This is a genomic window from Tsukamurella soli (assembly GCF_039541155.1).
Classification (GTDB): domain Bacteria; phylum Actinomycetota; class Actinomycetes; order Mycobacteriales; family Mycobacteriaceae; genus Tsukamurella; species Tsukamurella soli.
Genome location: NZ_BAABFR010000003.1, coordinates 89,195 through 106,475, shown reverse-complemented (window position 1 = coordinate 106,475; position 17,281 = coordinate 89,195). Strand labels below are relative to the sequence as shown.

Annotated in this window: 15 protein-coding genes and 1 pseudogene; 9 read left to right on the top strand and 7 right to left on the bottom strand. The window is 68.9% G+C overall.

All coding sequences use genetic code 11. From position 1 onward, the window contains the following. Window positions 1-1,191 (top strand): hypothetical protein (locus tag ABD908_RS01980; RefSeq protein ID WP_344990108.1); only part of this gene is annotated, 1,191 nt, incomplete at its 5' end. Here ABD908_RS01980 and ABD908_RS01975 read toward each other — a convergent pair. Then, window positions 1,133-2,098: a hypothetical protein gene (locus ABD908_RS01975; protein WP_344990106.1), complete on the bottom strand. Its 966-nt coding sequence runs from the start codon at window positions 2,096-2,098 to the stop codon at window positions 1,133-1,135. The two genes, ABD908_RS01980 and ABD908_RS01975, sit on opposite strands and share 59 nt — an antisense overlap. A gap of 131 nt (window positions 2,099-2,229) precedes the next feature. Between ABD908_RS01975 and ABD908_RS01970 the strand changes: the two genes are divergently transcribed. The 6 genes from ABD908_RS01970 (at window position 2,230) to ABD908_RS01945 (ending at window position 7,176) form a co-directional block, all read left to right on the top strand. Then, entirely contained in the window at window positions 2,230-2,850 is a 621-nt protein-coding gene (locus ABD908_RS01970; protein ID WP_344990103.1) for a DNA-3-methyladenine glycosylase I, read from the top strand. 78 nt (window positions 2,851-2,928) lie between these two features. Continuing rightward, entirely contained in the window at window positions 2,929-3,507 is a 579-nt protein-coding gene (gene sigM, locus ABD908_RS01965; protein ID WP_344990101.1) for an RNA polymerase sigma factor SigM, read from the top strand. A 105-nt stretch (window positions 3,508-3,612) separates the two neighbouring features. Next, a complete protein-coding gene (locus ABD908_RS01960; RefSeq protein WP_344990098.1) occupies window positions 3,613-4,341 on the top strand; it encodes a hypothetical protein in 729 nt (242 codons plus the stop codon). A gap of 143 nt (window positions 4,342-4,484) precedes the next feature. Further along, the gene (gene trxB, locus ABD908_RS01955; RefSeq protein WP_344990096.1) at window positions 4,485-5,438 is read left to right on the top strand and encodes a thioredoxin-disulfide reductase; all 954 of its coding nucleotides are present in this window, start codon (window positions 4,485-4,487) and stop codon (window positions 5,436-5,438) included. A gap of 88 nt (window positions 5,439-5,526) precedes the next feature. Continuing rightward, the gene (gene trxA / locus ABD908_RS01950; RefSeq protein ID WP_344990093.1) at window positions 5,527-5,862 is read left to right on the top strand and encodes a thioredoxin; all 336 of its coding nucleotides are present in this window, start codon (window positions 5,527-5,529) and stop codon (window positions 5,860-5,862) included. A gap of 129 nt (window positions 5,863-5,991) precedes the next feature. Then, window positions 5,992-7,176, top strand: a complete 1,185-nt coding sequence (locus ABD908_RS01945; RefSeq protein WP_344990091.1) for an N-acetylmuramoyl-L-alanine amidase — start codon at window positions 5,992-5,994, stop codon at window positions 7,174-7,176. A 16-nt stretch (window positions 7,177-7,192) separates the two neighbouring features. Here ABD908_RS01945 and ABD908_RS01940 read toward each other — a convergent pair whose 3' ends face one another. The 3 genes from ABD908_RS01940 to ABD908_RS01930 all read right to left on the bottom strand — a co-directional run bounded on the left by ABD908_RS01940 (window position 7,193) and on the right by ABD908_RS01930 (window position 10,040). Beyond that, window positions 7,193-7,879 carry a GNAT family N-acetyltransferase gene (locus ABD908_RS01940; RefSeq protein ID WP_344990127.1) on the bottom strand — a complete coding sequence of 229 codons (687 nt, stop codon included), beginning with the start codon at window positions 7,877-7,879 and terminating at the stop codon, window positions 7,193-7,195. Window positions 7,880-8,070: 191 nt separating this feature from the next. Beyond that, window positions 8,071-9,123 (bottom strand): ParB/RepB/Spo0J family partition protein, encoded by a 1,053-nt coding sequence (locus ABD908_RS01935; protein ID WP_344990089.1) that lies wholly within the window; start codon window positions 9,121-9,123, stop codon window positions 8,071-8,073. Beyond that, window positions 9,123-10,040 carry a ParA family protein gene (locus ABD908_RS01930; RefSeq protein ID WP_344990087.1) on the bottom strand — a complete coding sequence of 306 codons (918 nt, stop codon included), beginning with the start codon at window positions 10,038-10,040 and terminating at the stop codon, window positions 9,123-9,125. The genes ABD908_RS01935 and ABD908_RS01930 overlap by 1 nt, the downstream gene beginning before the upstream one ends. Window positions 10,041-11,461: 1,421 nt before the next feature. Between ABD908_RS01930 and ABD908_RS01925 the strand changes: the two are divergent. Further along, window positions 11,462-12,271, top strand: a pseudogene (locus ABD908_RS01925) (transposase family protein). 1,581 nt (window positions 12,272-13,852) lie between these two features. Here ABD908_RS01925 and ABD908_RS01920 read toward each other — a convergent pair. Continuing rightward, window positions 13,853-14,278: a winged helix-turn-helix transcriptional regulator gene (locus ABD908_RS01920; protein ID WP_344990084.1), complete on the bottom strand. Its 426-nt coding sequence runs from the start codon at window positions 14,276-14,278 to the stop codon at window positions 13,853-13,855. Between the two features lie 329 nt (window positions 14,279-14,607). On the opposite strand from ABD908_RS01920, the gene ABD908_RS01915 reads away from it, so the two are divergent. Continuing rightward, entirely contained in the window at window positions 14,608-15,279 is a 672-nt protein-coding gene (locus ABD908_RS01915) for a Rossmann-fold NAD(P)-binding domain-containing protein (protein WP_344990082.1), read from the top strand. Between the two features lie 519 nt (window positions 15,280-15,798). Here ABD908_RS01915 and rsmG read toward each other — a convergent pair. Both rsmG and ABD908_RS01905 read right to left on the bottom strand, forming a co-directional pair. After that, window positions 15,799-16,500, bottom strand: a complete 702-nt coding sequence (gene rsmG, locus ABD908_RS01910; RefSeq protein ID WP_344990079.1) for a 16S rRNA (guanine(527)-N(7))-methyltransferase RsmG — start codon at window positions 16,498-16,500, stop codon at window positions 15,799-15,801. 107 nt (window positions 16,501-16,607) lie between these two features. Continuing rightward, window positions 16,608-17,264, bottom strand: a complete 657-nt coding sequence (locus tag ABD908_RS01905; RefSeq protein WP_344990077.1) for a Jag family protein — start codon at window positions 17,262-17,264, stop codon at window positions 16,608-16,610. Between the last annotated feature and the right edge of the window lie 17 nt (window positions 17,265-17,281).

The following is a 17,281-nucleotide window of genomic DNA, read 5'->3' as shown; positions in this document are numbered from 1 at the left end:
CTGCGACCGGCGTGCCTGCCGGCGGTCGAGCGGGCGCTGGCCCGGCTGGGCGTCGCCGCCGTCTACACCTCGGGTCGGGTCGACCTGCCGCACCTGCAGGTGACGGGCGTCGCGGTCGAGCCGCTGGCGTCGGTGGACGCGGCACCGCCCGCGGCGCAATCGGCGATCGCGGCCCCCACCCTCGTCCTCGCCACCACCGACACCGACCCCGGCGCCGTCGCGAGCGCCCGCGCGGCAGGCGCCCAGGTGTTGACGCTGCCCGCAGCGGACCCGCGGAGCTCGACGGCGACAGTGGCTGCGCTGCGCGCCTCCGGCCCACGCGCCGTGATCGCGCTGGGCGCCGAATTCGGCACCGCGGCGGACGTCTCGCGCCGCATTCAGACCGCTGCCGACGCGCCGCAGGTGATCGGCGGCGGCTCGGTGATGTTCCCCGGCAGGCGGTTCGTGTCGCTGTACGGGGTTCCGGGTGATCCCGCGCTCGGGGTGCTCGGCCAGCAGAGCCTGCCGGCATCGATCGCACGCGTGAAAGCACTTGCCGCGCAGTATAGTCCGCTTTCACCGGTGCCGGTGATCCCGGCCTTCGAGATCATCGCGTCGGTGGCCTCGGCGGCCCCCGGCGCCGACGACCAGTACTCGACGATGCTGCCCGTGGCCCAGCTGCTGCCATGGGTCGAGGCGGCGAACCGGGCCGGCCTGTATGTGACGCTCGACCTGCAGCCGGGCCGCACCGACTTCCTGACCCAGGCGAAGGCGTACCAACAGCTGCTGCGGCTGCCCGATGTGGGGCTCGCGCTCGATCCGGAGTGGCGGCTGAAGCCGAACCAGGTGCACCTGGTGCAGATCGGATCGGTGGGCGCCGACGAGGTGAACCGCGTGCAGGACTGGCTCGCCGGAGTCGTTCGTGAATACCATCTCCCCCAGAAGGTCCTCGTGCTGCATCAGTTCACGCAGGACATGCTCGTCGATCGCAGTGCGATCGACACCTCGCACAACGAGCTCGCGTTGGTGGTGCACACCGACGGCCACGGCACACCGCCGGTGAAGATCGGCACCTGGAACAAGATCCGGGCCGGGCTGTCGCCGCGGATCTGGTTGGGCTGGAAGAACTTCTACACCGAGGACAGCCCCACGTTCACCCCGGCCCAGACAATGGCGCTGACGCCGGCCCCGGTGTTCGTGTCGTACCAGTGACCGCCAGCGGCGTCGCAGGGGACCTACCGACCCACCCGTTGTCGGCGACCAGGATGGCGGCGCGCCTCGGCGGATTCTCGTCCCGGTAGTCGGAGAACCTTATCTCCCAACCTGATTCGCGCCGGAAGGCCGAGTCGACCCGGACGTCCGGCGGCACGGCTATGCGGCGCTGTTCCGCGTACTCCACGGCCAGCGCAACGGCGGCTGACGCCGTCCTGCCGTCGACGTCCGCCGTCACAGGACCCGTGCCGGTGGAGGTGGTCAGCGCCTGCTCGTCCAGCAGCCGCCAGCCCTCGTCGATGCCCGCGCGCCATGTCACGCCGGCGGGATCGCCGTCGAAGGCCGCCCGCCACGAGCCCTCGTCGAGCCACTGGTACTCCGCCATTCTGGCGACGTGGAACATGTTGTCGCGCTGTGCGTTCCCGCCTCCCTGCGCCGCAGCGAGGGCGAGCGCCACCGACGCGGTGGTGGCCGCGGGCGGCAGCGGGATCCCCGTCGGCACGGGCGGCGCGCGCCAGCCGTCGACGTCCCAGTAGGCGGCCCACCCGAAGTGCTCCGCGCGGACGTGGTGGTCGATCATCGACCCGTGGTCGGCCCACGCGGGGCCACCGGCGATCAGCCCCGACGCGGCGCTCGCGCCCGGCACCCGCCAGCCGTAGTCGCCACAGGACAGCACGGCCCGGTCGGAGCCGAATCGGGCGAGCATCGCGCCTGCCGTCGACGACGCCCGGTACCGCGCGACCGGCCCGTCGACGGAGACGGTGAACGGCAACGGCGCCCCGCCGAGGGCGCAGCCCGCGGCGCTGAGGACACACCAGCGCGCCCACAGGACCCGGAGCGCGGGCAGCCGTGGCATCTGACTCGCCTCCCCGCCCTCCGGGGCCATGCATACGACTTCGTCCGACACCCGTGCAGGATGCGTCCGCGCGCTGAACCCGCGCTTGGCTGCCGCTTGTCGCTAGACGCACGAGGTTGTCGGCACCCGGGTCTAGCGTGACGGCAAGGGTCTCGAGGGGGAGGCCGAGAAGGGGGCCGACAATGGACACGACAGCGATGGACACGACAGCGAGCGACCTGGTGATCGGAGCCGACGGACTGGCCCGGCCGCGGTGGGCGGCGACCGATCCGCTGCTGCGGGACTACTACGACACCGAGTGGGGGATGCCGGTACGCGACGAGGCCGGGCTGTACGAGCGGCTCAGCCTGGAGGCGTTCCAGGCGGGACTGTCGTGGGTGACGATCCTGCGCAAGCGGCCGGCGTTCCGGGCGGCGTTCGCGGGCTTCGACCCCGATCGGGTCGCCGAGTTCGACGACGTGGACGTCGAACGGCTGATGGGTGACCCCTCGATCATCCGCAACCGACGGAAGGTCCAGGCCGCCATCACGAACGCCCGGGCGACGGTCGCCCTGCGTGCCGACGGCGGGCTGGCCGAGCTGATCTGGTCGCACCGCCCTGCCCGAACGCCGGCGCCCCGCTCGGCTGCCGAGGTCCCGTCGTCCTCCGCCGAGTCCACGGTCCTGTCGAAAGCACTACGCCGCAGGGGGTTCGCTTTCGTCGGCCCCGTCACCATGTACGCGCTGATGGAGGCCGTGGGCATCGTCGACGACCACCTGATCGGCAGTCACCGGCGCGGGAGTTCGGGGGTGTGGCCCGAGTGACCGCTGCCCGATCATAAGGTAAAGGTCAATTAAATGAATGTCTTTACCCGGACGTGGATGTGAGACTAGTCTCACTGGATGGATCAACGGGGGTTGGCCGTCAGCGGGGCACGGGGGACGGCCGAATACGAGGAACTGTCGGACGAGGAACTGATCGCCGCCGCCGGGGGCGGCGACCAGCAGGCGTTCGGTGAGTTGTACAACCGACATCACCGCCACCTGTGGGCGACGGCGGTACGGACGGCCCGGACGTTGGACGACGCCGAAGACTGTCTGCAGGAGGCGTTCGAGCGGGCGTACCAGCTGTGCCGAGAGTTCCGCGGCGACTGTCGCGTGGCCAGCTGGTTGCACCGGATCGTGATCAACGCCTGCGTCGACACGGCCCGCCGCAACCGGATCCGGCTGTCGTTCCCGATGCCCGAGGACCCGTCGGGGCTCGCGTCCGACGACGGCGTGGGCGTGGACCGGCTGGACACCCGGATCGCCGTCTATACGGCGCTCCGGAAGCTACCGAGACAGCAGGTCGAGGCGATCATCGCGGTGGACGTGTACGGGCTGAGCATCACCGAGGCCGCCGAGGCACTGGGCGTGCAGCCCGGCACCGTGAAGAGCCGGCGGGCGCGGGCTCGGGACCGGCTCAGCCGCCTACTCCGCTGACCACCGCGACCACAACGTGTTGTGTCGAATATGGAACCGCGGAGGCCCCTCGTGCGTCCAATTGATAGACGGCACGATTCGATCAGGGGACAGGTCGGGGGAGACATGACACGCACACCGCCACTTCGTCGGCTCACGCAGTCGGGGCGTATCCGCATGCAGCGGGTCCCGCCGCGCTCGTCCACGCGGACGTCCGTACGCAGGTCCACACGGCCGTCGGCGCAGGCACTCGGCCATGCCGCTCTCGACGCCGCCCTGGGCTCCTACGCCGAGGGGCACGTCGCCGCAGCGGCACGTCCGGACGTCACCGTGCCACCGCCGCCGGACGCGCTGCGCGAGCGCATCCTCAGCGCGGTCGCCGCCGCGTCGGTGCCGGGAGAGTCGCGCGGCGGACGGCCGGCACCGTCGGTGATCGGCGAGCGACGGCTGTCCTACCGGACCGCCGTGCCCGCGGCCGCCGCGGCGTGCGTGGGCGCGGTCACCGTCGGACTCATGGCGTGGCATGCGGGCTCCGCGCCGACGCCGGCCATCCCGTCCGACGGTGTGCTGCTGGCGTCGCTCGGTCGCCCCGTCGACCGCGAGCTGGGCGGGACCGCCGGGCTGCGGCGATGCCTCGACGCGGCCGGGATCGCCCCGTCCACGCGGACGGCGCTGGGAGCCGGGCCCGCGCGGGTACACGGCGTCGACGGGACCGTGGTGCTGCTCGCGACGCCGCACCCCGGGCAACTGCTCGCACTGGTCGTGCGGCCCGAATGCGCCGACGGCGACCCCGGGTCGGTGCTGCTGCGGCGGATGCTGGGTGCACAGCCGTCACCGTCGGGCTCGACCACGTAACCTGACATGCGGGAACATCCGATGCCGGGGCGGTGTTCGATTCTTACGTCGGGCCGCACCGTCCACCAGCAATGGGCCCGACCAGCAACCGGAGCCGGGACGACCGCACCGGGGAAGAGCAAGCCGAGGAGCGAGCAGTACACATGACTTCAGCACACGACGTCGCGGACGTGATCATCATCGGTTCCGGCCCCGCCGGATACACCGCGGGTGTGTACGCGGGCCGCGCCGAGCTGAAGACGATCCTGTTCGAGGGCACCACCTTCGGCGGCGCGCTCATGACCACCACGGAGGTCGAGAACTTCCCCGGCTTCCGCGAGGGCATCATGGGGCCGCAGCTGATGGACGAGATGCGCGAGCAGGCCATCCGATTCGGCGCCGACCTGCGCATGGAGGACGTCGAATCGGTGTCGCTCTCGGGCGATGTCAAGGAGGTCACCACCGCGGAGGACACCTACCGGGCTCGCGCTGTGATCCTGGCGATGGGCGCCGCCGCGCGCTACCTCGACGTGCCCGGTGAACAGGCCCTCCTCGGACGCGGCGTGAGCGCCTGCGCCACCTGCGACGGCTTCTTCTTCAAGGACCAGGACATCGCCGTGATCGGCGGCGGCGACTCGGCCATGGAGGAGGCGACGTTCCTGACGAAGTTCGCCCGCTCGGTGACCATCGTGCACCGCCGCGAGGAGTTCCGGGCCTCCAAGATCATGCTCGAGCGTGCCCGCGCGAACGACAAGATCCGCTTCCTGCTGGACAGCGTCGTCACGGCGGTGCACGGCGAGCAGTCGGTGTCCGGCCTGAGTGTCGAGAACACCAAGACCGGCGAGGTGTCCACGCTGGACGTCACCGGCCTGTTCGTCGCCATCGGCCACGACCCGCGGTCGGAGCTGGTGCGGGGCCTGGTCGATCTCGACGCCGAGGGTTATGTGCAGGTCGAAGGCCGCACGACCGCGACCAACATCCCCGGAGTCTTCGCCGCCGGTGACCTGGTGGACCACACATACCGCCAGGCGGTCACGGCGGCGGGCAGCGGCTGCAGCGCGGCGATCGACGCCGAGCGCTGGCTGGCGCACGCCGACGAGCCCGCCACCGTCGGCTGACCAGCACCGTCGGCTGACCCACCGCTACCCGGCCGACGCCTCCGACCCCACTCACCGATACCCCCACACCACCACAGGAGAGACAGAGATGGCCGACACCGAGACCGCCACGATCACCGTCACCGACGAGACCTTCAAGGATCTCGTCCTGGGCTCCAGCACGCCGGTGCTGGTCGACTTCTGGGCCACCTGGTGTGGCCCGTGCAAGATGGTCGCGCCCGTGCTCGAGGACATCGCCGCTGAGCATGAGGGCAAGCTGATCATCGCCAAGCTCGACGTGGACGCCAACCCCGTCACCGCCCGCGACTTCCAGGTCATGTCGATCCCCACGCTGATCCTCTTCGAGGCCGGCCAGCCCACCAAGAAGATCGTCGGCGCCAAGGGCAAGGCGGCGCTGCTCCGCGAGCTCGCACCCGTTCTCTGAGGCTTCTGCCAGCCTCTTTGGGCGCGAGCGCCGACGCACGCCTATCGTGGTACCCGATCCTGGGCGTTCGGTCCAGGGCGTACCCGGGCTTCGAGCCCGGATACGTACGGACCTGACAAGAGAGTGGCCATGCCCCGCATCAGCCTCGGTGATCACGGAGCTGCAGTCGCGGAGATCCGCGGCATCCTGGCCGACCAGGGATTCCTCGCCGACTACGCCGTTCCGGACACGCTGGTCACCAACGGCTGGACGGTGCCCGAGGCGGTGTTCGACCGCCGCTTGGACCGCGCCACGCGCGCGTTCCAGCAACATCGGGGGCTGCTCGTGGACGGCATCGTCGGGCCAGCGACCTACCGGGCGCTCCGCGAGTCGACCTACACCCTCGGCGCGCGGACGCTGAGCTTCCACGCGTCCGCCCCGCCGACGGGTGACGATGTCGCCACCCTGCAGGCGCGGCTACAGAACCTCGGCTTCTACGCCGGGATGATCGACGGCCATTTCGGCCCGCAGACCCACCTCGGCCTCACCGCCTACCAACGGGAGTTCGGGCTGGTCGCCGACGGCATCTGCGGGCCCGCGACGCTGCGATCGCTGACCTTCCTGGGCTCCCGCGTGACCGGCGGCTCGCCGCATGCCATCCGCGAGGAGGAGGAGGTCCGCCGGTCGGGCCCGCGCCTGTCCGGTAAGCGCATCGTCATCGACCCGGGGCTCGGCGGCGAGCAGACCGGCCTACTGCTCGAGGGCGCTGACGGTGTCCGCATGACGGAGGAGGAGGTCCTCTGGGATCTCGGTTCCCGGCTCGAGGGGCGGATGGCCGCCGCCGGGATGGACACCTACCTGTCGCGACCACGAGGCATGGCGGCGTCCGACTCCAGCCGGGCGTACACGGCCAACACCTTCGACGCCGACCTGATGATCTCGCTGCGCACGGCGCATTACCGAAACGAGCGTGGGCACGGCGTCGCGTCGTTCCACTTCGGCAACTCGCACGGATCGATCTCGACGATCGGTCGTAACCTCGCCGGCTTCGTGCAGCGCGAGATCGTGGCACGTACCCCCCTGGCTGATTGCCACTATCACGGACGCACCTGGGACATCGTGCGGCTCACGCGGATGCCCACGATCCAGATCGACGTCGGCTATGCGACCAACCCCGGCGACGCGGCGGTCCTGACGTCGGCGACGTACCGGGACACGATCGCCGAGGCCATCCTCGTGGCGGTGAAGCGCCTCTACCTGCTGGGGGAGAACGACCGGCCCACGGGCACATACACTTTCGCGGAACTGTTGGCTCTGGAGGAGGCCGGGCAGTAGCCCGGCCCTGAGATCTTCAGGCTCGGCAGACAGGCGCGGGCTCGCGCTGCGGTCCGACGAGGGCCGCCTCGGCCACGCTCGCGGCCAGAAGCTGCTCGAGCGCGCGCTCGACGCCCGCCTTCCAACCGAGTCCCTCGGTCAGTTCGTATCGCAGCCGCGGGTAGCGGTGGTGCGGCGCGACGACTGTGAAACCGACGGTCTCCAGCTGCTGAGCATCGATCAATGGAGTGGAATCACATTGGCACACGGCGCATTTAGCCAGTTCATCACCGTCATCCACCAGACCGAAGGCCTCCACTGCACGAACGCCTCGACGGATCAGGTCGTCGCACACGGCCAGGATCAGGTCCTCGAGCACGATGCCGTCGACCCCCGGCTCGATCTCGGCGGTCGACAGTAGGACAGCGTCGGCGCTGACCGGCGAGGTGGGAAATAGGCGGCTACGCGGCACGCTGAGCGGCGGCGCGTAGAAGGCCGACCCCACGACCCTCTCGACGCCGGAGGAGCGGGAGACGGCCACCTGGGCGCAGGAACCCCACTCGAGCATGACCATCGACAGCCAAGCCTCTTTCTCGAACTCCGTGTCGGTAAGCCCGTCGGGTCCGAGGGCCTCCGGGTCGACCTCCCAGTAGACGCACCGGCGGGCCTCCTTGGGTAGAGCGTCGAAGCCCGCGAGGGTCAGAGGGACGATCGACACCGACACCGTCTTCGCCTCCACTCGCCATCGTTCCCACATCGGGCCGTCGCCCGACAGTCACCCCGGGCGTTGCGGCACGACACCGTCGTCGATTCTAGACGGATGCGCGCGCCGACGTCAGCAGACTGCCTGTCACAGTGACGTTTTGTGCACGGGTGCCTGTACATGTGCGTGCAGAACGACATTTCGGACAGTGATTACTCTTTCGCCAGCAGACCGATGATCCGGTCGAGATCGTCCGATGAGCCGAACTCGACGACGATCTTTCCCTTCCGGCGACCCATGCTGACGGTGACGCGGGTGTCGAGCCGGTCCGCCAGGTCGTCGGCAACCGCCTGCAATCGCGGCGCCGGGGCAGGCTTGGGCTTGGCAGGTGCCGCGGGGGCGGCCGGGCCCTCCCGGTTCGCGAGCGTGACGGCCTCCTCCGTTGCCCGGACCGACATCCCCTCTGCCACGATCCGCGCGGCCAGAGCCTCCTGAGCCTCGGTGCCGGCGGTCAACGCGAGCAGCGCCCGTGCGTGCCCGGCGGACAGCACGCCCGCCGCGACGCGACGCTGTACCGCGACCGGCAGGCGCAACAGGCGGATCGTGTTGGTCACCACGGGCCGCGACCGGCCGAGCCGCGACGCCAGCTCGTCATGCGTCACACCGAACTCCTCGAGCAGCTGCTGGTAGGCGGCCGCCTCTTCGAGAGGATTCAACTGCACGCGATGGATGTTCTCGAGCAGGGCATCGCGCAGCATATCTCCGTCGGGCGTCTCCCGCACGATGGCCGGAATCGTCTCCAGCCCGGCCGCCTGGCTGGCACGCCACCGACGCTCGCCCATCACCAGCTGGTACTCGACACCGCCCTGCGGATGAGCGAGCCGGCGCACCACGATCGGCTGCATCAACCCGAACTCACGGATCGAGTGCACCAATTCCGCGAGCGCCTCCTCGTCGAAGACCGACCGAGGCTGCTGCGGGTTGGGCTGGATATTGTGCGGTGGTATCTCGCGGTAGACCGCGCCGATACCGTCGCTGTCGATACCCGACGGTGACGGGCCCGCGCCGGTGCTCGGGCGCCCCGAGGCGCCGTCGGTAGGCGCGGGCGGGCGAATACCGTTGGCCGCCGGCGATGCGCCGGTCTGCGGCCGGGCGCCGATGATGACGTCGGCGGCGGCGTTGCCCAGCCGTGGACCCTCGTCCGGGCCCGTGGGAATGAGCGCGGCGAGACCGCGGCCGAGGCCTCCCTTACGCTGCGTCGCCATCAGTTGCCGCCCCGGTGAACACCGCGGTGGGCAAGCTCGCGGCCCGCGTCGAGGTAGCTCATAGCGCCCCGCGAACCCGGGTCGTAGTCGAGCACCGTGGTGCCGTAGCCGGGCGCCTCGGAGACTTTCACACTCCGCGGGATCGCCGACTGCAGAACCCGCTCGCCGAAGTGGTTACGTACCTCCGCAGCGACCTGATCGGCGAGCTTGGTACGCGCGTCGTACATCGTGAGGAGGATCGTCGAGACGTGCAGTTGCGGGTTGAGGTGCGCCTGTACCAGCTCGATGTTCCGGAGCAGCTGGCCGACGCCCTCAAGGGCGTAGTACTCACACTGGATCGGGATCAGCACCTCCCGCGCGGCGACCAGCGCGTTGACGGTGAGCAGCCCCAGCGACGGCGGGCAGTCGATGAACACGTAGTCGAGATCGTCGCCCGCCGAGTCCGCGAGCGCGTTCTTGAGGCGCGTCTCGCGCGCGACCATGCTGACGAGTTCGATCTCGGCGCCGGCGAGGTCGATCGTGGCGGGGACGCAGAACAGGTTGGGGGAGTGCGGGCTCTGCGCGATGGCCTCGCCGAGCGTCACCTCGCCCAGGAGCAGCTCGTAGCTGGACGGCACCCCCGATCGGTGGTCGACGCCAAGGGCGGTGCTCGCATTGCCCTGCGGGTCGAGGTCGATCACCAGCACCCTGAGCCCCTGCAACGCGAGCGCGGCGGCCAGGTTCACGGCCGACGTGGTCTTGCCCACGCCACCCTTCTGATTGGCGATCGTCAGTACACGACGCTCGAGCGGGCGGGGGAGCGTCCCTGCACCACCGGGTGTGAGGACCTGGCTGGCGCGTCGCGCCGCCGCGCCGATAGGAGTGTCGTCGTCACGTGTTCCACGTGAAACCTGGTAGCCGGTGTCGGGATTTGTCACGCGTTCTCCTCGGTAGACACGTCCATCTTAGGGGCAGCGGGGCTCCGACACGCCCTCCGCCAGTCGATCTATCGGAGGTGATTCCAGAGCACCCAGCGCCGAGAATCGGCGCTGAAACTGCGGCGCATCGAGCGCCTGTACCTGACTGGAAGGATACCGACTCACCCCGGCAATGGCGCGAATGGCCACGGTTTGGATGCGCGCGAATCGGTGGATGCAGGCGCTGTTCGCCGTGTCCGGACCCGCTGCGGATCTCCGGGTGCGGCAGAACTACGTCGTGCGGACTGCGGAGCGATGTGGATTCCGGGCCGACAGTAGGTTCCGTGGGGCCACCGACCGCGCAAGGATAACGGTGCCTCATCGCTCGGTCGGGCACCGGGCACCCGCCATATCTGAGCGCACCCGCTGACACGGGTGCCATACACCGCTGCCGTTCCGCGTCTGTCGAATGTCGCCACACTCCGTCTGCGCTGTAGCCCGGTGGCGCCGACCCGTCGACTCGACCGCCCAGTGGGGGACCGTTGCCGCCGGACTCGGACGGTGTTGGGTCGGTCGACCCAGGTACGGCGACCGCGGTCCGCCACTGTCGATGCTGATCTTTCGTCGTACTTGTGAGGAGCGGGGACGAAGCCGTGGTAACGCGCCCCATGTGTGGTCGACTGTTCCACGTGAAACGTGGCTACCGAAGGACCCGCGCACCGAACACCAGCATGGCGAGACACTCGAAGCAGCGTGGTCGCGTGCTGCACACCGTGTCACTACCTACCCCGTGTCAGCGACACGTCCCGGAAAGAATTCGTTGCCGAAGCACTGTGCCCACAGCGAGCCCGCGCCGGCGACCGTGGTACGAGCCATCGTTGCCACCTACGGTTGCACTAGGCAGGCGCAGGCGTACGAAGGTCCGATGCGGGGAGACGAAGACGACGGCCGCCGCACGCGATCGCCGCGCCGACAGTGGCGACGGCGCCGAAGCACCGCGCAGCGGGCGACGCGAGGCACGGCATCGGCATCGGCACGCGAGTGGTGAGCCGTGACCGCACTTCCGCATGCGAGATATTAGTGGCGTCCCACGGAACGCCCGCGTCATCGCTCACGACACCGTCGCCGCTATCGGCTCCGGTGTCCATACGAGTCACGACGACGTTTCACGTGGAACGGCACGGCTCCCGCGTGCCGTGCCGACATCATCCTGACCTCGACGAGCGGCATCGTCTTCGCCGGACGCACCGCACACAGTACAGGCACTCACACCGGCGCTCGGGCGTCTCATTCTATGGTGTCTCGTTCTATACGGCGCCACCCGATCGACGCGTGGACTAGATGATTGATTCCCGGTGATGTGACTGGTGTGTCGCGTGGGATTCGAGGTGGAGGGTGCCCAGAATCAGTGCTGCTAACCCAACCTGGCACTGGAGGCCGAAGTGGACACCGACCTGGACACCCTCGCCACAGCACTGTACGTGACCTGCGACGATCTACTCAAAGCCCATCCCGAGCGTGTCGCGCCCACACCTGCGGGTGGGTTCACCCCCCGCATCACCGACGCCGAGATGGTCACCGTGGCGGTACTGCAGGCGATACTCGGCCACACCAGCGAACGCCGCTGGCTGCGATACGCCCGCACGCATCTGCGGACGATGTTCCCGACCCTGCCCTGCCAGTCCGGCTACAACAAACGACTGCGTGCACTCGCCCCGACGATGGCGTGGCTGACCCACACCCTCGCCGCGATGACCGGCGTCGGCGACGACACCGTGTGGCTGGCGGACTCCACCCCGGTCGAGTGCGGCCGCTCCCGCGAGACCACGCTGCGCTCCGACCTGGCCGGGTGGGCCGAGTACGGCTACTGCGCATCGCACTCCCGGTTCTTCTGGGGCCCGCGACTGCACCTGCCAGCCACCGTGCACGGACTTCCGACGATGCCGATCGCGATCATCGTCGACCAGGGCTACTACAGCAGAGCGTTCGAGACCAAGATCGCCGACATCACGCTGATACGCCCGACCCAGCCCTGCCCCGGTCGGCGGTTCCTCACACCGCTGCGGCAGATCATCTAATCCGTCAACGACACCCTCAACGGCCAACTCGGCCACGACCAACAGGGCGGGCGTACCGTCTCCGGGGTCTGCGCGCGCGTCGCCCAACGCATCCTCGCCCTCATCGCAGCCATCTGGCACAACGACCGAATCGGCGCCACACCCCGACGCTCACTGCTCGCCTACGACCACTGACACCAGGCATCAATCATCTAGACAGCGACGAGGACGTGCGCACGAAGCCAGGGTCTCCGTGCCCGTGCGAGGTCATCAGCTCAGCCAAGCCTCGAGCGAAACCTGCTACTGCAACGGCGCGGCCGGCGCCGCACGACCCATATCCTCCCGACGAATCCCTCAGATCGACACCGTGGCGATCGAGCGCATTGCCCGGTGGACGTCACCAGACGCAGAGCACTGGGCGAACCGTGGCGAGACGAGAACCGAGATGGAACACGAGACCGCCCGTCCGATCGGCCCGGCGTATCTGCAAGACCGACACGAGGCCCAACAGGTGTTCCTACGCCGCTGAATCCCGACCGACGGGTCACGCCTGGCAAGGAGCAGGTCACTTTCCGCCTCCACGGGACGTGCCTGCGCTCCCTAGGTAGCTATCGCGAGTGTCGGGGATCAGCACCAACCGGCGCGCCCGCCCGGGCGCACGGACGTGCTTGCCGCCACTCCTCACTACCTGGACGGCGGACTGGTCCCGTTTCACGTGAAACGGATCAAAAACGACAGCGCCTCCTCCGGCGACGAGACGGCCCGGACCCGTGCGAGGTCGGGAGAACCGCGCGAATCAGATGAGTACAGCTCCGGCAGTCCCCGGCAGTCCCGGCGATCTGGGGACGTGCTGCCCGGCTGTATCGTCGGCCCGAACGCTCGCTGTGCATGGCGAAACGTCGATCGCTATCCACACGGATCCGCGCGCCGCATGGCGACGGGCTTGCCCCCCTTCCAAACAGACGAGTCACAGCCGCCCGCATAGACCGCAAAGTCGCGGCGCTGTGTGGATGAGAATGAAGCGCCCGGCAGGTTGAGGAGCGCCATGAACATCCCAGACGGTTGTCCCTGAGCTCTCGGACGACGCGCGGCTCATGGTTCGGACAGGGGCGGGCAGGCCGCATATCCGGGCGGAGTCGGTCTAGCGGGAGGTGCAATGAAAGCGGTGCAGTGTCGTCGAGCACGTTCCACGTGAAACCCGTACTCATCAGCGTTGCTAGCCACGACCGGCTGCCACGTGCGAGCAGTACAGTGCGGACCATCTCGTCGGCATCGGGTGGGGATCGTGTGCGGGGCGGCCCGCCGAGTCCATTCGGTGAGCGGTGGGGGATCGACCGGCGGCTTCCCACCCGGTGCGTAGGCGCCCTCGCAGTGCCCCGCATGGTCGCTCGCGGCCTCCGTCGAGCTCTCGCCGCCTCGTCGGCCACCGCGTCCAGGCGGTCGCGGCCGTCCGTCTCAACCTGGACAGTCAACGGTCCGTCACCTCGATCCGCGGCGCGCGATGGCGCGGCATCGTGGAGTGCCGTGTCGCTGTCATCAGCCAGGGCCCGATGCTCGGCGGTACGGGTGTCGAGACCATACGCGATCTGCGCCCACCGCTATCCCGGTGTCGACGAGCCGACCAGGCCCTCCCTGGTCAGGCCCCGTGTAGCTTCCGCGGCCCGCTTGGGTGGCGTGGGTGAGGCCTTGGCCGACTTGCCCGCTCAGCGGATGGTATGCCCGGCGATCGTGGACCGGGATGGATGCGGCGGCCGAGTGCTGCTCGTCTCGACGCCGCTATACGTCGAGGGTGTCGATCGCCGGGCGGTTCAATTCGCGGGCGGCGGCGATTTCGGCTTGGTGGCTCACCGCCCAATCGGCGACGGCCGAGAGGGGTGTGAGCAACGACCGGCCGAGGTCGGTGAGGCTGTACTCGACCGACGTGGGCACAGTGGGAAAGACGGCGCGATTCACCAGACCGTCGTATTCGAGACCGCCCAGCGTCCGGGTCAGCATCCGCTGGCTGATGCCCTGGATGCCACGGTGCAGCTCGTTGAATCTGTAGGGCCGCCGGCCGAGCAGGACGATCACGAGGACCGTCCACTTGTCACCGATGCGACGCAGCACATCGGTGACGGGGCACTGCTCGTACTCGCCGACCGCTACCGGGGTGGGCAGGGTGGCGGCGAGCATCGAGGGAACTTCCGTGTGCGTCGCGGACATCAAACTGCCTTCTTGTTCTCTCGCGGCGTGCTCTTCATAGTAGGGGTGGTTACCGAGTGATACCACCCGTCCCCGTCCGTCCACACCGACCGAAGGACTCGCGATGACCACAGCCCGGTCCCACTCCCACAACCGGCTCAAGGTTGTCGTGGTCGCTGGCGGCACCGACGGCATGGGTCGCGCGCTCGCATCAGAGCGAGCCGCTCGCGGGGACCGCGTGTTCGCAATCGACAGCAACGCCGCCAAGGGGCAGCGGCTAGTTGCAAAATGCGGCTACGTCGGCGGGGTCGGTCGAGTTCGTCTGTGCAGATCTACGCACCGTCGCTGGAGTGCGCGCCGCGATCGCCACCGTCACCGTCACCGCCGCGGCGCCGGTCATCGACGCTCTGGCGTTGTTCGCCAACCGCCAGGCACCGCGACGCACAGAGACTCCCGACGGCCTCGAAGCGACGTTCGCCTTGTACTACCTCAGCCGCTACCTGCTCAGCCACGAGCTGGCACCGGCCCTGTCCGCGAGCGCCGCGCCGGTGATCGTCAACGTCGCCGGGGTCGGGACCATCAGGGGGCGGCTCCAGTGGGAGGACCTGCAATCTACTCGCCGTTACGGCATGGTCCGCACCCAATTGCAGGCCGCCCGCGCCAACGACCTACTCGGCGTGGCCTTCGCCGCCGAGCATGCCCAGAAGATGATCCCCTATATCCTCTATCACCCTGGGTTCACGCGCAGCGGCGATCTGTCAGTCCTGCCGGCACCGACGCGCGCCGCGATCCGCATCGCCGCACACCTGTCCGCGCGACCGATCGATGCATCCGTCGCGCTGATCCACGAATTCATCGACGCTCCGCCCACAACAGCCCTGACCGCCATTGATCGCGGCAAGCCCGTCCCACTCTCGCTGCCCACCCTCGACCCCACCGATGCGGCGCGATTGGCAGAGGTGACCGCTGCGCTGGTCGCCCATCTCGACAACACTCGCAACCCCACGCCACCGCGGGGATGAGGCCGATCGCGGCCCCGCAGCAGACGTGGGTCGAACTCGGCCTGTCGAGCGCGTAGTCCTTGTCGACACCCCCGCCTCCTCGCGGTCAGACGCTCCGGCGCCGCGTTCCGGCGGCCATCGTCAGTCGCGTCGGCGCTCATCGTTAATCTGACAGAGCGGCCGATTCGATATCCCTGCACCACAGTATGATTCGCATATCACCCGTCGAATCACATTGCCTAGCAGAGTGTTCCGATCGCATAGGCGGGCGAGGTGCCCCGTCCCGCCCGGGCGGTCGAGGCAGGCGCCGCCGACAGCGAAGAACGAGACGCGAGGTCGGATGCCGGGCCGCCCACCGCGATTCCGACGTCAACCGATCACGTGTCACGTGACGAATCGCTGGCCATGTCCTTGGTCATGGCGAAACGCGCGTGAAACATCCCTCGAGAACGGTGAAAACGGTACCCGAGACCATTCGGCGACGCCCGTGCCGAGCATGCGGTCGTAGCGAGCAGACCCTCGCGCTCGCAGGCCGAGCCGTCACCGTCGTCGCCTGGCGGCCTTCGCCGATGCGCCCCGCTTCACCGCGCGCACGACCGTGGTCTCCGGGTCGACGACACCTGCACCGCACATGACCACCTCGGGATCGACGAGCCCCGCGCGGCCGAACAGGGCTCGGTGTTCAGCGATCTCATCAGCTGCGCGAGAGCCCTTGATCGCAAGAAGCCGGCCGCCGTCCCGGAGGAGGGGCGCCGACCACGGGACGAGTTTGGGGAGGCCCGAGACCGCACGCGACGTCACGATGTCGATACCGGCGACCTCCCGTATGACCGACTTCTCCTCGGCACGGCCACGAAGCACGGTGACGGAGGGGAGGTGCTCGTCGCAGAACTCCTCGAGGAACTGCGCGCGCCGCTGCAGCGGCTCGATCAGCGTGATCGCAATCGCCGGCCGTGCGATCGCGACCGGGATCCCTGGAAGGCCGGCACCGCTGCCGATGTCGGCGAGCGACTCGTCGTCAGCGATGAGTTCGCTGAGCACGGCGCAGTTCAAGATGTGTCGCTCCCACAGTCTCGGGACCTCGCGCGGACCGATCAGACCGCGGACGACACCGTCGGTCGCCAACGCGGCGCAGTACGCCACCGCGATCGGCAGGCGATCGCCGAACACCGCGGCCGCCGCCGGTGGGGCGACTGGCACTTCGTGTTCGAGTTCCACGTGAAACCTCCGAATCACATCCATGTAGTTCACTTCGGGTCGAACAACGATGGGTCCCGGTCGTACGACCCGGGACCCATCGCATCGTGTGCCTTCCCAGGCCACGCAGACAACACGCGCTACGGCACGCCCTAAGCGTCCTTGATGACGACGACACGCCGGTTCGGCTCGACGCCCTCGCTCTCGGAGTGCACCCCTGCGATCTTCGTGACGGCATCGTGCACGATCTTGCGCTCGAACGGCGTCATCGGCTTCAGCGTCTCGCGCTCGCCGGTCTGCAGCACCCGTGCCGCCACCTCAGCGCCGAGACTCGACAGACGATCGCGTCGACCAGCGCGCCAGTTCGCGATGTCCAGCATCAGCCGGCTGCGGTTACCTGTGCTCTGCTGCACGGAGAGCCTGGTCAGCTCCTGCAGCGCATCCAGGACCTCACCACGGCGGCCCACGAGCTTGGCCAGGTCCTCGCCACCGTCGATCGCGACGATGGCTCGGTCGCCCTCGACATCGAGGTCGATGTCGCCATCGAAGTCGAGGATGTCGAGGAGCTGCTCGAGGTAGTCGGCAGCGATCTCGCCTTCCTCGACCAGCTCATCGTCCTCATCATCGTCCTCGTCCTCAGCGTCGACGCCGTCCGCCACGGCTGTCGTATCGCTCCCGCCGACCTCACTCGAGACGACCTCACTCACGACAGCCTCATCGACGCCGTCGCCGGCAGCGGCGTCGTCGACAGCCGCAGGAGCCGGCTTCTCGGCCTCGTCGACTGTCGCTTCGATGGGATCCACAGACATGCTTGACTCCTACTGCT

Excerpts from the sequence above, each read along its gene's own strand:
- trxA (WP_344990093.1), top strand. The coding sequence starts at position 5,527 with ATGGCCGACACCGAGACCGCCACGATCACCGTCACCGACGAGACCTTC.
- ABD908_RS01945 (WP_344990091.1), top strand. The coding sequence starts at position 5,992 with ATGCCCCGCATCAGCCTCGGTGATCACGGAGCTGCAGTCGCGGAGATC.
- ABD908_RS01970 (WP_344990103.1), top strand. The coding sequence starts at position 2,230 with ATGGACACGACAGCGATGGACACGACAGCGAGCGACCTGGTGATCGGA.
- ABD908_RS01905 (WP_344990077.1), bottom strand. The coding sequence starts at position 17,264 with ATGTCTGTGGATCCCATCGAAGCGACAGTCGACGAGGCCGAGAAGCCG.
- ABD908_RS01935 (WP_344990089.1), bottom strand. The coding sequence starts at position 9,123 with ATGGCGACGCAGCGTAAGGGAGGCCTCGGCCGCGGTCTCGCCGCGCTC.
- sigM (WP_344990101.1), top strand. The coding sequence starts at position 2,929 with ATGGATCAACGGGGGTTGGCCGTCAGCGGGGCACGGGGGACGGCCGAA.
- ABD908_RS01920 (WP_344990084.1), bottom strand. The coding sequence starts at position 14,278 with ATGTCCGCGACGCACACGGAAGTTCCCTCGATGCTCGCCGCCACCCTG.
- rsmG (WP_344990079.1), bottom strand. The coding sequence starts at position 16,500 with ATGGATGTGATTCGGAGGTTTCACGTGGAACTCGAACACGAAGTGCCA.
- ABD908_RS01960 (WP_344990098.1), top strand. The coding sequence starts at position 3,613 with ATGACACGCACACCGCCACTTCGTCGGCTCACGCAGTCGGGGCGTATC.
- trxB (WP_344990096.1), top strand. The coding sequence starts at position 4,485 with ATGACTTCAGCACACGACGTCGCGGACGTGATCATCATCGGTTCCGGC.